Below are 13,817 nucleotides of genomic sequence, written 5' to 3' on the forward strand. Positions count from 1 at the left end.
GTATTGTCTTTAGTAGAGAAGTTAAATTGTTGAGAAGCTTAGAATCCAACTGAAACCTTTGGAAACCGATATCCGTTTTACGCATCAGGCACTTGTAGAAAAGTGCAAAACTGGCCATAGTAGCTCGCAATATGAGCTATATGAGCTGTACGTGGATGCGATGTACAATATTGGTAGGCGCATGCTCAACTCGAAGGAAGATGCTGAAGATATCGTGCAAGAGAGTTTTGTTTCCGCCTTTAAAAATCTCAACAGTTTTAATTATGAAAGTACGTTCGGAGCTTGGCTCAAACGTATCGTTATCAACAAAAGCATCAACTATTTGAAGAAGAAAGAGCTTCCGGTGGTTCCGATGGAGGTGCATGAGTTTCATTTATCAGAGAATAGTCCGGAGGAAAAAGTAGATGCCATTGACATCAAAAAAGTTAAAGTGGGCATAGGGCTACTCCCCGCAGGGTATAAACAAATTATCAACCTATACCTGATTGAAGGGTATGACCATATTGAGATTGGAGAAGTATTGGGCATTAGCACATCAACCTCCAAATCGCAATACCATAGAGCAAAGAAAAAACTAGTTGAAATTATAAACGCATTGTAATGGACAATTTTGAAAAACACATACGTGAGAACGCTGCCGAGTTCGATGAGCATAGAGCGGACCGTTCGAAAATGTGGGCGAAGATTTCCCAAGAATTGGAAGTTGAAGAACCGAAAGTGATTCCCCTTTGGAAATCCCCCATGCTGCGCATTGTCGCTACCCTACTTATTTTATTAGGTTTGGCTGGTTTTATCGGGAAGCAGATTTATGGAAGTTCCGTAGAAACACAATATGCCTCCAAAGAACTCATGGATATCGATATGCACTATAAAGGACTGGTTTCGTATCAAGTGCAGTTGGTACAAAATAATCCGAACCTATCCGAAGTTGATAAAGCTGAGTTTTTATCCTTTATGGATGAGCTCGATGCCGAATATGAACAGTTGCGTATAGAGATGCAAAGCAACTTAGACAATGCACGTGTACTGGAAGCTATTGTTTCCAACTACAAACAACGTATTGAACTGATTGAAAAGCTACTGAAACAGATAAACGACTCTAAATTAAATGATGATGATTATGGATACACTTTGTAAAAAGCTGCTCTGGGTAGCGTTGGTGTTGGTTCTCGGCCAGTCCGTCACCGCACAGGAAAAAGTATCTAAGAAGATAACGAAGACCTACACCATGACCGATGCCGGCAAGCTGCATTTGGAAAACAAATATGGAAATATCAGTCTAAATGGATGGGATAAAGATGAAGTTTCTGTGGAAATTTCTATTGCGGTAAACCATCGAAAAAAAGAAAGTGCTGAAGCCCTATTGAAACGTATTCAGCCTATAACAAGGGATAGTGAGGAATATGTATCCCTAAGTTATGAGATTCTGGAAAAGAAATCGGGATGGTTTGCTCGACTTATTGACGAAGCAAATCCTTTTGATTACGACCGTAGTAATATTCAAATCGATTATACCATATATATGCCCGCAAAGGCGGAATTAAAAGTAACCAATACTTTCGGGGATGTTCTTATCGAAGATTGGTCAGGGAAACTAAAAGCTATAGTCGAGCACGGCGATGTATGGATCAATGAAAACATGAACAAAGCTGATTTCATTATGCGCTACGGAAAACTTCGAGCCAAAAACATCAGCTACGGCAGTGTGGATATTAAGAATGGAGACCTCGATATGGGCGATTCCAAAAGTCTACGCTTAACTAGTAGTGGTAGCGATATTGCCTTGGATGCGATTACCTCACTCGAAATTTATTCAAATAAAGATGAAATAAGCATTGAAGAAGCGAGTACCATGTTCGGTACGCTCAAATTCTCCACGCTAGAATTGGATCGTTTAACCAAAGAAGCTGATATGACCTTAAAAATAGCTGATTTCAGAGTGGCAGCCATTACGAATTCTGGTGCGGATATTGCCATTAGTCAAGAATCTTCAGAAATCAGTTTGAACGTCACGGATTTTCCACACCAATTCGATGCCACTTTAGAACAAGGCTTAGTACGCATGCCGAAGTCTTTTAATAACATAGATTCCGAGATGTTGGATAAGGGTAAAAAACTGCGAAAAATAAAAGCTACATACGGAAAAAGTGCCCAAGGCCGCATTTCAATTAAAGGAAAAAAAGGAGTAGTACTGTTGAAAGAATTGTAGCATTCTTATCATAAGTCAATTTAAAAATCCCCCAGAAAATCGAATTTAGCGCAAGCTTTTAAAATTTAACACGGGAATATGCAACTTTTCAGAAAATCAATTGTCTATCTAAGTAGTCAATCAAAATACAATACTATGAACAATCAAAAATCAATTTTTACACTTTTATTCTTCTGCTTAGCCCTATCAGGTTTTGCACAAGATGATGGTGATTATGTAGAATTCAATGATCGCAATAATGTCGTACACGGAGTCTATTTAGGCTTTTCCATGCGATATGGTGAAATTGATGACCAAGAAACCTATACAGGTGGATTCAAGGTTGCCTACGTTGCCAATCAGCAATTTGAAATCGGTTTCTCTGGTAATTTCATCTATTCAGATCAGGACTATTTCAATACTGCGGCTGGCCGAAGAGAGGACCTCATTGGAGGTTATGGGGGTCTACATTTAGAACCGATTTTCTTTAGCAAATCTCGTGTAAACCTCTCTTTCCCGCTTTTGATTGGTGCCGGCGCTATTGGGCAAATCGGCAATAATTTCAATAATGAAGATTTTGAAGAAGAATTCAATGAAGAGGATTTCGATGCCGTTTTTGTCGCCGAGCCTGGGGTAAGTGCCCTTTTTAACATTAATCGTTATTTACAAATAGAAGCCGGTGTCAAATATCGCTTATCAAGCAAAATTGATTTGGAAAATAGTCCAGTTACACGCATTAATGGATTCTCGGGAGGTATTGGAGTTAAAGTGGGTGTTTTCAACCTGGGAAGAAACCGTTATAAAAAGAAGCTACAAGATGAAGAATAAAAACAATATTGCTAAAAGATTTCACGCTGCCATCAGAACCAAGCATGTTTTTATCGAAGACGAGCAGGTCTTTCTTAAAAAAGAGACTCAAGAAACATTCTTAGAAGATACTAATGTTGCCGAATGGTTTCCAACGGATTTCAAATGGGAGCCTGTTAGATTATAAATAATAGGGTCCTACCCTGTCAAGGGGAGGTGGCGACAGCCGGAGGGGTTTTGGTGACGCTATCTAGAAAGCTCATCATTCGTGTTCCTCAGCTAACCACACCGCCCTGCGGGCACCCCTCCTTGAAAAAAGAGGAGAGTCGACAAAGCAAATTTTAAACATCAATCAAAAAATAGAATTAACAGATTTCCGCCTTCGCGGAAATGAAAATAAAATTGTACTAAAATGAAAACAAAATCAATAGTAATCGTACTTGCCCTGACTTTAGGTCTTTTTACGTCTTGTGATCATGAAACAATCCGAGCTTCAGATGAAGTTAGTTCTTTAAACTACTCAATCCCTGATTATTCTGCCTTAGATGTATCAAACGCGTTCAATGTTTATGTTACTTTTTCGAGTGATGAAGAAGATATTCGAATTGAAGCAAACGAAAATCTACATGGTCGTATCATAGTAAAGCGTGATGGAAATGCCTTGGTTATAAAGCTCAAAAAATTTACTCAAGTACGGGGAAATGCGACCTTGAATGCATATATAACGACAAACCAGCTTTCAGAAATTGATTTATCGGGAGCTTCAACTTTAAGATTGGAAAATCTATGGGATATTGAAGATGGTAGCATCGATATTTCTGGGTCATCTGAATTTACGGGTGAAGTTAACACCAAGCGCCTAGATATTGATTCGAGTGGAGATTCGCAAACTGATATTTTTGGAAATATAGAAGTACTGAACGCGGACTTATCTGGAAGTAGTGAAATTCGTGATTTTGATTTAACAGCAGAGCGGTTACGAATTGATCTGTCAGGGGCCAGCAAAGCCTATCTTAGGGTTAACGAAACTATTGAAGTAGAAGCATCCGGAGCAAGTAAACTGAGTTATAAAGGTGAAGCAAGAATTACTCAAAAAGACCTTTCTGGCGCCTCAGAAATTGTAAAAATTGATGGATGATGATTGGTTAGATCATGGTTAGAAAATGCCGCTGTCTATTGATAGCGGTATTTTTGTTTTTAAACTATTTGTGTCTTTTCTTCAATTCGGATTCTATATCCTTCAAGGTAAATCCCTTAGCCTGTAAAAGAATTAAATAGTGGAAAAGTAAATCTGCGCTCTCATATAAAAAGAGTTCATCGTTATCATCTTTTGCTTCGATAACTGTTTCCACGGCTTCTTCACCTACTTTTTGGGCTATTTTATTGATTCCCTTCTCAAAAAGTGAAGCAACGTATGATTCGCTTCCGTCTGAAGAAGTTCTTCGTTGCTCAATAACCGCTTCCAATTGCGATAAGAATCCGAAGTTAGAAGTATTCTTCTCATTCCAGCACGTATCTGAACCCGTATGACAAGTAGCTCCCGTAGGACTGACAGCAATTAGAAGTGTGTCGTTGTCACAATCATTTTTGATGTCTACCAGATTAAGAAAATTTCCACTCTCTTCCCCCTTTGTCCATAAACGTTGTTTAGAACGACTATAGAAGGTAACCTTCTTCGTCTCTCGGGTTTTATCAAAAGCTTCCTGATTCATGTAGCCCAGCATCAAAACGTTTTTGGTCTGTGCGTCTTGAATGATTGCTGGGACGAGTCCGTCTGGATTTTTATTGAAATCTATTTCCATAGTATTACTTTGTTTGTGTCATTTCTTCCAAGGCAAACGATACTGCTGCTTGGGCATGAATCTTAGTCGTATCAAAAACGGGAATATCGCAATCTTCTGGTTGAATCAATAGAGGTATTTCAGTACAGCCTAATATTACCCCTTCCGCTCCTTCGCTTTCTGATTTTTCAATGATTTCTAGATACTGCTTTTTGGAATCTTCTGAAATGATTCCCTTAGCGAGTTCTGTATAAATAACTTGATGCACAACTTCTCTATCTTCTTTAGAGGGTATGATTACCTCAATTCCAAATTGATTTTTAATGGTGTCTTTGTAAAAATCAAGTTCCATGGTATATTTTGTACCCAGAAGCAAGACCTTTTGACAGCCTTTCTCTTGAAGCGCTTTACCCGTAACTTCCGCTATATGTAGCAGAGGAATATTTATCTTTTCTTTAATGGAATCTGCACTAAGGTGCATGGTATTGGCACATACCAAGATAATTTCAGCACCAGCGTTTTCCAAGCGAACCGCAATTTCCGTCATTTGTTGGTGTAAGGCATTCCATTCTCCTTTGCCCTGTTTTGCTGAGATTTCAGCAAAATTGACGGACTCAAGAATACACTCACAGGAATGCTTATCTCCTAAAAGCTCCGCTACTATAGTATTTAGATACTGATAGTATAACTGGGTTGATTGCCAGGTAATTCCACCTATAAGTCCGATTTTTTTCATGTGTTTTTATTCATTTTACTTAGTCCTCCCCTTTTTTCAAGGGGAGGTGCCGATAGGCGGAGGGGTTTGGTGAAGCCATCAAGAAAGTTTAAACATTTGTGTCCCTAAGTTAACCCCTCCGCCCTGCGGGCACCTCCCCTTCGCAGGGGAGAACGTTTGTTACAACCTTACTGGTATATTGTTATTTTTTAATTGTTCTTTTAAATCTTTAATTTTTATTTCCTTAAAGTGAAAAACACTTGCGGCTAAAGCTGCATCCGCTTTTCCTTGGATAAAGGTATCTGTAAAATGCTGCATATTTCCCGCTCCACCGGAAGCGATTATGGGAATATTTAACTCCGTTGACAATCTTGCCAAAGCCTTATTGGCAAATCCGTCTTTGGTGCCATCATTATCCATTGAGGTAAATAAAATTTCTCCTGCGCCTCTTTCTTCAACTTCTTTGGCCCATTCAAATAAATCCAATTCCGTTGGGACTTTACCACCCACCAAATGTACCACCCATTTTCCGTCAATCTGTTTTGCATCAATAGCAACAACGATGCATTGAGAACCAAACTTAGCTACCAAGTCATTAATCAATTGTGGATTCTTTACAGCAGAGGAATTAATGGAAACCTTATCTGCACCGTTTTGCAATAAAATATCAACATCTTCTACGGAAGAAATTCCACCTCCTACGGTAAATGGAATATTAACCTTCTCAGCCACATGATATACTAGGTCAGCCAAGGTCTTACGTTTTTGTTCGGTTGCTGAAATATCTAAGAAAACTAGCTCGTCGGCACCTTCTCTGCTATATATTTCTGCTAATTCCACCGGGTCTCCTGCATCACGTAAATTAACGAAGTTTACACCTTTCACAGTGCGGCCATCTTTAATATCTAAACAGGGTATGATTCTTTTTGCAAGCATTTTCAGTACTAAGTCTTAAGTAAGAAGTACAAAGTCTTTGTACTTTCTAGTTTATAATCTTTATCTCAAATTTTTCGCTTCACCTATTTACTCGAGTACTTATTACTTTATACTCAATACTTTTTACTCATTTTTAATTTTTAAATCAATACCGTCATAAAATCCAAGGTCTTTGTTTTTAAGTTGTTTTACCCAGAAAGCAATTTGTCCTGTATGATATGAATAATGCTCCACCGCATGAAGTATAACACCAACACCAGAAAACGAAAAGCCCTGTACCGACCTAATTTTCAATAGTTGATCTAAACTGGAATCAAAAATGACACGCTTTGCGGTATCAACTGTATCCTCAAGTTTATCCAGTATTTCGGACTTAGTACCACTTTTGTTTGCCGCAAATTCCGAGTCTCGTTTTCGAATGTCTTCGGTTTCTCCAAGTGATGAAATGATGTATTGCGTGATATTTCCACATAAGTGCAACATCAAATTGGCAATACTATTTAGAGACTCATTTGGTTTTTGCCAGAATTCTTCTTCTGAAACTTCTACTAAGCTCTTTCGTATCATACGCGTACTTTCGTCCATACGATACAAAGCATTTTTTACCAATTCCTCTGCTAGTTTGTCTTCTTTGGTCATATTGATAGAATATAGTTTTCTAACTGTTTTAGACTGATTCTGTTTTCGTAAATCGCCTTACCAATAATTGTTCCTTCACAGCCTATTTCAGCTAATTTTGGCAGTTCATCAAAGGTTGATATGCCACCTGAGGCTATTAGTTTTAGTCCCTTTTCAGCGCCGTTCTCGACGTAGCTTGTCCCGAGCGCAGTCGCGGGGCTCGAAGTGACAGATGCGATAATTTTTTTATATAATTCGAATGAAGGCCCCTCGAGCATTCCATCTTTGCTAATATCGGTACAAATTACATACTGAATTCCCTTGTTCTGATACGATTGAATAAAAGGAATCAATTCCTCTTTCGATTCCTCCTGCCAACCAGAAACAGCTACTTTCTCATCCAAAGCATCCGCGCCTAAAATGATTTTATTTGCGCCGTAGTTTTCAATCCAACCGATAAAGGTTTCTTTATCTTTTACGGCAATGCTTCCCCCCGTGATTTGATTCGCCCCACTTTCAAAAGCGATACGTAAATCGTCATCGGTTTTCAATCCACCTCCAAAGTCTATTTTCAAATTCGTTTTCAAGGCAATTTGTTCTAAAACCTTATGGTTTACAATATGCTTAGATTTAGCGCCATCCAGATCCACCAAATGCAAATACCGGATTCCACTTGCTTCAAATTCTTTAGCAACTTCTAATGGACTCTCATTGTAAATCTTCTTGGTGTCATAATCTCCTTTCGAAAGACGTACACACTTACCATCTATAATATCTATTGCTGGAATTATCCGCATACTAATTTAATTTCTGTTTATCTCGGGACATCCACAAAGGGGATTCTCCGATTTTTTTGAACCCGTATTTACTATAAAGGCTATGCGCATCTTTTGTTTTTAAGGAAAGGGTTTGTAAGCTTTGAATAGTTTCATGGTTCAGCATAAATTCTATCAATGTTGTCCCCAAACCTTGACCCTGATATTCCGGACTGATAATTACATCCATCATGTTCCCAAAAAAAGTATAATCGGTTACAACTCGAGCAAAGCCAATTTGTTTATTGGAAGAGGTATACATTCCGAAACAGAAAGAATTTTCAATCGTTCCTTTTGTTTGTTCAAAGGTTCTACCTTTTCCCCAATAAGAGGTATTCGTCATATAACCATGAATAAAATCAAAGTCTAATAAGTCTTTATCAATTGATATATAGAAATCCTCCTTCATTACAATTCTAAGAAATTCTTTAAAATCTGCTCTCCTACCTCGCTGCTTTTTTCCGGGTGAAACTGGGTTCCATAAAAATTATCCTTTTGCAAGGCTGCACTATAATTCAATTCATAAAAAGACTCCGCTATGGTATCTGCACATAATGGGGCATAAAAACTATGAACCAAATAGATATGATCCTTTTCTGCAACTCCTTGAAATAAATCTGATTTCAGATTACTAATCTGATTCCAACCAATTTGTGGGACTTTCACTTTCTTAGAAAACTTGATTACATCTATATCAAATATTCCCAACCCTTGTGTACTGCCTTCTTCCGAGGAATTACACATCAACTGCATCCCAAGACAAATTCCAAGAACAGGTTGTTTTAATTCGGAAATGATTTTATTCAATCCACTTGTTTTGAGCTTATTCATAGCACTACTCGCCTCTCCCACTCCTGGGAAAATTACTTTATCGGCAGCTCTTATTTCTTCGGCATCATCACTTAAAATAGCCTCATACCCCAAGCGCTGAATGGCAAACTTGATACTTTGAATGTTACCGGCTCCGTAATTTATGATTACAATCTTCATTTTTTAAAGTATTAAGTAATGAGTAATAAGTACAAAGTCAGTTCCTACGAACTTATTACTTTTTACTTTTAGAGTACTCCCTTTGTACTAGGTAAAACCATTTTTTCAACATCCCGCTTTACTGACATCTTTATTGACTTTGCAAAAGCCTTAAAAATTGCTTCTATTTTGTGATGTTCGTTTTTTCCTTCCGCTTTGATATTCAAGTTTGCTTTTGCACCATCAGTAAAGGACTTGAAGAAATGGTGAAACATTTCAGTTGGCATATCACCTACCATTTCACGCTTGAAATCCGCATCCCAAACGAGCCAGTTTCTCCCTCCGAAGTCAATAGCGGCTTGCGCCAGGCAATCATCCATAGGTAAACAGAAACCATAGCGTTCAATTCCCAATTTGTTTCCGAGTGCCGTATGGAAAACTTCTCCTAAGGCAATGGCCGTATCTTCTATGGTATGGTGTTCGTCAACTTCTAAATCTCCATCTACATGAATATCCAAATCCATTTGTCCGTGGCGAGCCAGTTGGTCCAGCATATGATCGAAAAAAGCTAATCCAGTTTTAATATTACTCTTTCCTGTCCCATCTAAATTGAGCTGAATTTTAATATCCGTTTCATTTGTTTTTCTGTGGATTTCAGCTGTTCTATCGTTCAATTTTAGAAATTCGTAAATCTTTTCCCAGTCGTTATTCTCCAATGCAATTATGGGGTCAAGCTCATCTCTTTTTACGGTGATTTCTCCTGTTCCCAGATTTGTATTGTCGTTGATGAAAATTCCCCTAGAACCAAGATTCTTTGCCAATTCCATATCAGTAAGACGGTCACCAATTACATAGGAATTTGCTAAATCATATTCCTCTGAAAAATATTCAGTTAATAAGCCTGTAGCTGGTTTTCTGGTGTCCGCATTATCTTTTGGGAATGTGCGGTCTAAAAAGACTTTATTGAAAACAACTCCTTCATTTTCAAAGGATTTGAGGATAAAGTTATGCACAGGCCAAAAGGTTTCTTCTGGAAATATTTCTGTCCCCAACCCATCTTGGTTGGTAATCATCACCAATTCATAATCTAGCTCTTTTGCGATCTTACCTAAAAATGTAAATGCCTTCGGATAGAATATCATCTTTTCAAACGCATCGATTTGCTCATCAGCGGTTTCTTTGATGATTGTCCCGTCACGGTCTATAAATAGTACTTTTTTCTTATTCATCTGCTATTTCTTTTAAAGCTCCAACTAGTTTTTTGTTTTCATCAGTTGTCCCCACAGTAAACCGTAAAGTATTTTCGCATAAGGGCTGAGTACTTCGATTTCTTATCACAATACCTTTATCTAGTAACTGTTTATACCTCTTATTGGCATCATCAACTTTCACCAAAACAAAATTGGCATCAGATTCATAAATGGTTTGCACAAAGGAAACTTCTTTCAAAGTATCAATTAATCGCTCTCGTTCATTCAAAATTTTATTTACTTCGGATGCAACCAGATTAGTAGCAAGTACCCGTTCCAAAGCCTTTAATTGTGTTAGTCCATTGACATTGTAAGGTGGCTTAATTTTATTCAAAACGGCAATGATTTCTTCAGACGTAATACAAATTCCTAAGCGTATACCAGCCATTCCGTATGCTTTGGATAAGGTCTGTGTCACAACCAAATTGGGAAAATTCGACAAGCGTGACACCCAGCTCTCATTGGGAGAAAAATCGATATAAGCTTCGTCAATAACTACCAATCCGTTGAAGCTACCAAGCAATTTTGTTATACTCGCTTCTGAAATACTGTTTCCCGTTGGATTATTAGGAGAGCAAATAAATAGCAGTTTCGAACTAGCATCGATAGTGTTTAGAATCCCTTCCACATTTGGTTGGAATCTTTCATTCAACAAAACCTCTCGGTTTTCGATTGCATTCGTGCCCGATAGGACCTTATACATGCCATATGTCGGAGGAAGTGAAATAATATTATCTTCTTTTGGTTCGCAGAAGGCTCTAAATAAAAGGTCTAAAACTTCATCGCTACCATTCCCTAAAAGAATATTTTCCGGACTCACCCCTTTTTGGTCGGCCAAAACAGCTTTCAAACTTCGCTGTTGCGGATCTGGATACCGATTTACACCATTCTCAAAGGGATTCTCATTAGCATCCAAGAACACCATTTCAGAACCATCGGATACATACTCATCGCGTGCTGAGGAATAAGGCTTTAAGCCTTTGACGTTTTCTCGGGTTATGTTATTTAAATTGAAACTCATTTCTAAATTTTAAGTCTCGACTGCGCTCGACCAGACACTTTGTTTTACTTTAAACTATTCAATCTTAAGGTTACAGCATTTTTATGTGCCTGTAAACCTTCGGCTTCGGCCATGATTTCAATTGCATTTCCTATTTCTTGTATTCCCTCTTTTGAAATTTTCTGAAAGGTCATACTCTTCATAAAACTATCCAAGTTTACGCCACTATACTGTTTGGCATATCCATTGGTGGGTAATGTATGATTCGTGCCTGAAGCATAATCACCAGCACTTTCTGGAGTATAATTCCCGATAAAAACGGAACCCGCATTGAAGGTATTGTCGATATAAAAATCTTCATTCTTCACACATACGATATAGTGTTCCGGACCGTATTCGTTTATTAAATCAATGGCCACTTGGTTGTTTTCTACATAAATCAATTTGCTATTTGCTATAGCCTTTTGAGCAATTTCTTTCCTGGGAAGTTCTTCAAGTTGTCTTTCCACCTCATTCTCAACAGCATCAATCATTGCTTTTGAGGTTGAAACTAAAATCACTTGACTATCTACACCGTGTTCGGCCTGACTCAATAAATCGGAGGCTACAAATGCAGCATCTGCAGTGTCGTCGGCAACTACCAACAACTCACTCGGACCTGCCGGCATATCAATCGCTACACCATACTTTGTGGCAATTTGTTTAGCCACGGTAACATATTGATTACCGGGCCCGAATATTTTATAGACTTGCGGAATACTTTCCGTTCCAAAGGTCATTCCGGCAATAGCTTGAATGCCTCCAACTTTGAAGATTTTAGTCACTCCACATAAAGCAGCGGTATATAAAATGGCTGGATTGATTTTTCCCTCAGAGTTGGGTGGTGAACATAAAACGATTTCTTTGCACCCGGCGATATTTGCAGGAACCGCCAACATCAGAATAGTAGAAAATAAAGGTGCTGTGCCTCCGGGAATGTACAATCCAACTTTTTGAATCGGACGTTTTTCTTGCCAGCATTTTACACCTTTTGAAGTTTCTACTTCCACTCTATCTGTTACCTGAGCCTTGTGGAAACTTTCAATGTTTCCTTTTGCCAATTGAATAGCTGCTTTTAGTTCTTCTGAAACCAAATTTTTAGCTTCTTCTATTTCTGAGGAATTAACCAAAAGAGAATCCAAAGTTACGCCATCAAACTTTTGGGTGTATGTATTTAAAACGACATCTCCACCTTCTTGCGTCTCTTTGAAAATAGCATTTACGGTATCCTCAATGTCCGCAACAGTTTGGGTAGGCCGTTTTAAAACGGACTTCCAATCTTCCCTCTTCGGATTGTATATTTTATTCATTGCTTAAATCATAAAAATTCATGAAATAGTGGAACGCCTTCGGTTTATAACCTTGCCGTTCCCAAAATTTCTGGCCCTTTTCATTTTTCTTATAACAGTTCACTTCCGAACCTACGCAACCTATGTCTTTGGCATACTGGAACATATAATCCATCATCAGTTGTCCTACTCCTCTACTCCGGTATTCTTCTTTTATAAAAACATTGTCAGGTTCGACATGTTTGCCTACATAGAGTTTATTTAAAACCCAAAGTCCACAAATACCAATCAATTTTTCGGAATCATAGACGCCGATACATTCATAACCTCCCATCGCTAACATGTCCTCAAGCCTTTCCTTAAGAATAGCATACTTAATTTTCTTATTATTGAGTAAAAACACAAGTGGTAAAATAGATTCCATCTTGTCATACGGAATCAGCTCTATTTTAAAATCGGAATTCATATTCATTTAATAGATTCCTGACTTCTCAGGAATGAAAATAAAATATTATTAAAGTACCATTTTTTCAATTGGACATACTAGAATTCCTTCTGCACCTGCTTGTTTTAGCTCATCAATGACCTCCCAAAACTTGTCCTTATTGATTACGGTATGAACAGAGCTCCAGCCTTCTTCCGCCAAGGGCAATACCGTTGGACTGCGCATTCCAGGAAGCAAAGCAACAACCTTATTTAGCTTGTCATTCGGAGCATTCAGCAATACATACTTTGACTGTCTTGCTCGTAAAACAGATTGAATACGGAATTGAAGTTTTTGCAGCAACACTTTTCGCTCTTCAGAGATTTTGGGTGAAACCGCCAAAACTGCTTCACTTTTCAACATGACTTCAACTTCTTTTAAGTTGTTTTTGAATAAGGTGCTTCCACTTGAAACAATATCACAAATTGCATCTGCAAGTCCTATATTAGGTGCAATCTCAACAGAGCCACTAATGATATGTAGATCCGCATTTACGCCTTTCCCTTTTAAATAATTTTTAACCGTATTCGGATAGGAAGTTGCAATACGTTTCCCTTCAAAATCTTTGACAGAGCTGTATTCAATAGCTTTAGGAATCGCCAAAGAAACCTTGCATTTTGAAAAACCAAGTTTTTCCGTAACAGCAATATCCACCCCTTTTTCAATCAATACGTTTTCTCCGATAATTGCAATGTCTACTACGCCATCTCTCAAGTACTGGGGAATATCTCCATTTCTAAGGTAAAACACCTCCATTGGAAAGTTACGCGAAGAAGCCTTCAATTGGTCTTTGCCATTATCAATGGATATTCCACAATCTTTTAAGATTTTTAAAGAATCCTCATTGAGCCTCCCGGATTTTTGAATAGCAATTCTAATTTTCATATTCAATCTCTTTATTTTTATTTCCCTGAAGAGGGAAATAT

18 protein-coding genes are annotated in these 13,817 nt (G+C 38.1%); 6 read left to right on the forward strand and 12 right to left on the reverse strand.

Annotated elements, in window-relative coordinates; translation table 11 throughout:
• Positions 1-58: 58 nt before the first annotated feature.
• The 6 genes from ACKWCD_RS03545 to ACKWCD_RS03570 all read left to right on the forward strand — a co-directional run bounded on the left by ACKWCD_RS03545 (position 59) and on the right by ACKWCD_RS03570 (position 4,133).
• Positions 59-601: an RNA polymerase sigma factor gene (locus tag ACKWCD_RS03545; RefSeq protein ID WP_413982554.1), complete on the forward strand. Its 543-nt coding sequence runs from the start codon at positions 59-61 to the stop codon at positions 599-601.
• Positions 601-1,137 (forward strand): hypothetical protein, encoded by a 537-nt coding sequence (locus ACKWCD_RS03550; RefSeq protein WP_413982555.1) that lies wholly within the window; start codon positions 601-603, stop codon positions 1,135-1,137. Before ACKWCD_RS03545 ends, ACKWCD_RS03550 begins: the two co-directional genes overlap by 1 nt.
• Positions 1,121-2,209, forward strand: a complete 1,089-nt coding sequence (locus tag ACKWCD_RS03555) for a DUF4097 family beta strand repeat-containing protein (RefSeq protein ID WP_413982556.1) — start codon at positions 1,121-1,123, stop codon at positions 2,207-2,209. The genes ACKWCD_RS03550 and ACKWCD_RS03555 overlap by 17 nt, the downstream gene beginning before the upstream one ends.
• A 135-nt stretch (positions 2,210-2,344) precedes the next feature.
• Positions 2,345-3,016 carry a hypothetical protein gene (locus ACKWCD_RS03560; RefSeq protein WP_413982557.1) on the forward strand — a complete coding sequence of 224 codons (672 nt, stop codon included), beginning with the start codon at positions 2,345-2,347 and terminating at the stop codon, positions 3,014-3,016.
• Entirely contained in the window at positions 3,006-3,182 is a 177-nt protein-coding gene (locus tag ACKWCD_RS03565; RefSeq protein ID WP_413982558.1) for a hypothetical protein, read from the forward strand. The genes ACKWCD_RS03560 and ACKWCD_RS03565 overlap by 11 nt, the downstream gene beginning before the upstream one ends.
• 225 nt (positions 3,183-3,407) lie before the next feature.
• Positions 3,408-4,133: a head GIN domain-containing protein gene (locus tag ACKWCD_RS03570; RefSeq protein WP_413982559.1), complete on the forward strand. Its 726-nt coding sequence runs from the start codon at positions 3,408-3,410 to the stop codon at positions 4,131-4,133.
• 64 nt (positions 4,134-4,197) lie between these two features.
• Here the strand turns inward: ACKWCD_RS03570 and hisIE are convergent, their stop codons facing one another.
• From hisIE to hisG, 12 genes are all read right to left on the reverse strand, one after another.
• The gene (hisIE, locus tag ACKWCD_RS03575) at positions 4,198-4,797 is read right to left on the reverse strand and encodes a bifunctional phosphoribosyl-AMP cyclohydrolase/phosphoribosyl-ATP diphosphatase HisIE (protein ID WP_413982560.1); all 600 of its coding nucleotides are present in this window, start codon (positions 4,795-4,797) and stop codon (positions 4,198-4,200) included.
• A 4-nt stretch (positions 4,798-4,801) separates the two neighbouring features.
• Complete coding sequence (locus ACKWCD_RS03580) at positions 4,802-5,512, reverse strand: aspartate/glutamate racemase family protein (RefSeq protein ID WP_413982561.1); 711 nt, start codon at positions 5,510-5,512, stop codon at positions 4,802-4,804.
• A gap of 159 nt (positions 5,513-5,671) precedes the next feature.
• Complete coding sequence (hisF, locus tag ACKWCD_RS03585; protein WP_413982562.1) at positions 5,672-6,427, reverse strand: imidazole glycerol phosphate synthase subunit HisF; 756 nt, start codon at positions 6,425-6,427, stop codon at positions 5,672-5,674.
• Positions 6,428-6,550: 123 nt separating this feature from the next.
• Positions 6,551-7,066, reverse strand: a complete 516-nt coding sequence (locus tag ACKWCD_RS03590; RefSeq protein ID WP_413982563.1) for a DinB family protein — start codon at positions 7,064-7,066, stop codon at positions 6,551-6,553.
• Positions 7,063-7,842 (reverse strand): 1-(5-phosphoribosyl)-5-[(5-phosphoribosylamino)methylideneamino]imidazole-4-carboxamide isomerase, encoded by a 780-nt coding sequence (locus ACKWCD_RS03595; protein ID WP_413982564.1) that lies wholly within the window; start codon positions 7,840-7,842, stop codon positions 7,063-7,065. Before ACKWCD_RS03595 ends, ACKWCD_RS03590 begins: the two co-directional genes overlap by 4 nt.
• A gap of 1 nt (position 7,843) precedes the next feature.
• The gene (locus ACKWCD_RS03600; protein ID WP_413982565.1) at positions 7,844-8,269 is read right to left on the reverse strand and encodes a GNAT family N-acetyltransferase; all 426 of its coding nucleotides are present in this window, start codon (positions 8,267-8,269) and stop codon (positions 7,844-7,846) included.
• Entirely contained in the window at positions 8,269-8,850 is a 582-nt protein-coding gene (gene hisH, locus ACKWCD_RS03605) for an imidazole glycerol phosphate synthase subunit HisH (RefSeq protein WP_413982566.1), read from the reverse strand. The genes ACKWCD_RS03600 and hisH overlap by 1 nt, the downstream gene beginning before the upstream one ends.
• Before the next feature lie 68 nt (positions 8,851-8,918).
• Positions 8,919-10,058 (reverse strand): bifunctional histidinol-phosphatase/imidazoleglycerol-phosphate dehydratase HisB, encoded by a 1,140-nt coding sequence (gene hisB / locus ACKWCD_RS03610; protein WP_413982567.1) that lies wholly within the window; start codon positions 10,056-10,058, stop codon positions 8,919-8,921.
• Positions 10,051-11,100, reverse strand: coding sequence for a histidinol-phosphate transaminase (gene hisC, locus ACKWCD_RS03615; RefSeq protein WP_413982568.1), 1,050 nt, complete (start codon positions 11,098-11,100; stop codon positions 10,051-10,053). The genes hisB and hisC overlap by 8 nt, the downstream gene beginning before the upstream one ends.
• A 44-nt stretch (positions 11,101-11,144) precedes the next feature.
• Positions 11,145-12,428 carry a histidinol dehydrogenase gene (gene hisD / locus ACKWCD_RS03620; RefSeq protein WP_413982569.1) on the reverse strand — a complete coding sequence of 428 codons (1,284 nt, stop codon included), beginning with the start codon at positions 12,426-12,428 and terminating at the stop codon, positions 11,145-11,147.
• Positions 12,421-12,879: a GNAT family N-acetyltransferase gene (locus ACKWCD_RS03625; RefSeq protein WP_413982570.1), complete on the reverse strand. Its 459-nt coding sequence runs from the start codon at positions 12,877-12,879 to the stop codon at positions 12,421-12,423. The genes hisD and ACKWCD_RS03625 overlap by 8 nt, the downstream gene beginning before the upstream one ends.
• Positions 12,880-12,921: 42 nt before the next feature.
• The gene (hisG, locus tag ACKWCD_RS03630; protein ID WP_413982571.1) at positions 12,922-13,776 is read right to left on the reverse strand and encodes an ATP phosphoribosyltransferase; all 855 of its coding nucleotides are present in this window, start codon (positions 13,774-13,776) and stop codon (positions 12,922-12,924) included.
• Between the last annotated feature and the right edge of the window lie 41 nt (positions 13,777-13,817).

This window comes from Maribacter taeanensis, from assembly GCF_047345145.1.
Classification (GTDB): Bacteria; Bacteroidota; Bacteroidia; order Flavobacteriales; family Flavobacteriaceae; genus Maribacter_C.

Coding starts and splice junctions, on each gene's coding strand:
- hisG (WP_413982571.1), bottom strand. CDS start 13,776: ATGAAAATTAGAATTGCTATTCAAAAATCCGGGAGGCTCAATGAGGAT.
- hisF (WP_413982562.1), bottom strand. CDS start 6,427: ATGCTTGCAAAAAGAATCATACCCTGTTTAGATATTAAAGATGGCCGC.
- ACKWCD_RS03595 (WP_413982564.1), bottom strand. CDS start 7,842: ATGCGGATAATTCCAGCAATAGATATTATAGATGGTAAGTGTGTACGT.
- ACKWCD_RS03555 (WP_413982556.1), top strand. CDS start 1,121: ATGGATACACTTTGTAAAAAGCTGCTCTGGGTAGCGTTGGTGTTGGTT.
- hisC (WP_413982568.1), bottom strand. CDS start 11,100: ATGAGTTTCAATTTAAATAACATAACCCGAGAAAACGTCAAAGGCTTA.
- ACKWCD_RS03590 (WP_413982563.1), bottom strand. CDS start 7,066: ATGACCAAAGAAGACAAACTAGCAGAGGAATTGGTAAAAAATGCTTTG.
- hisD (WP_413982569.1), bottom strand. CDS start 12,428: ATGAATAAAATATACAATCCGAAGAGGGAAGATTGGAAGTCCGTTTTA.
- ACKWCD_RS03625 (WP_413982570.1), bottom strand. CDS start 12,879: ATGAATATGAATTCCGATTTTAAAATAGAGCTGATTCCGTATGACAAG.
- ACKWCD_RS03560 (WP_413982557.1), top strand. CDS start 2,345: ATGAACAATCAAAAATCAATTTTTACACTTTTATTCTTCTGCTTAGCC.
- ACKWCD_RS03565 (WP_413982558.1), top strand. CDS start 3,006: ATGAAGAATAAAAACAATATTGCTAAAAGATTTCACGCTGCCATCAGA.
- hisH (WP_413982566.1), bottom strand. CDS start 8,850: ATGAAGATTGTAATCATAAATTACGGAGCCGGTAACATTCAAAGTATC.
- ACKWCD_RS03550 (WP_413982555.1), top strand. CDS start 601: ATGGACAATTTTGAAAAACACATACGTGAGAACGCTGCCGAGTTCGAT.
- ACKWCD_RS03580 (WP_413982561.1), bottom strand. CDS start 5,512: ATGAAAAAAATCGGACTTATAGGTGGAATTACCTGGCAATCAACCCAG.
- ACKWCD_RS03570 (WP_413982559.1), top strand. CDS start 3,408: ATGAAAACAAAATCAATAGTAATCGTACTTGCCCTGACTTTAGGTCTT.
- hisIE (WP_413982560.1), bottom strand. CDS start 4,797: ATGGAAATAGATTTCAATAAAAATCCAGACGGACTCGTCCCAGCAATC.
- hisB (WP_413982567.1), bottom strand. CDS start 10,058: ATGAATAAGAAAAAAGTACTATTTATAGACCGTGACGGGACAATCATC.
- ACKWCD_RS03600 (WP_413982565.1), bottom strand. CDS start 8,269: ATGAAGGAGGATTTCTATATATCAATTGATAAAGACTTATTAGACTTT.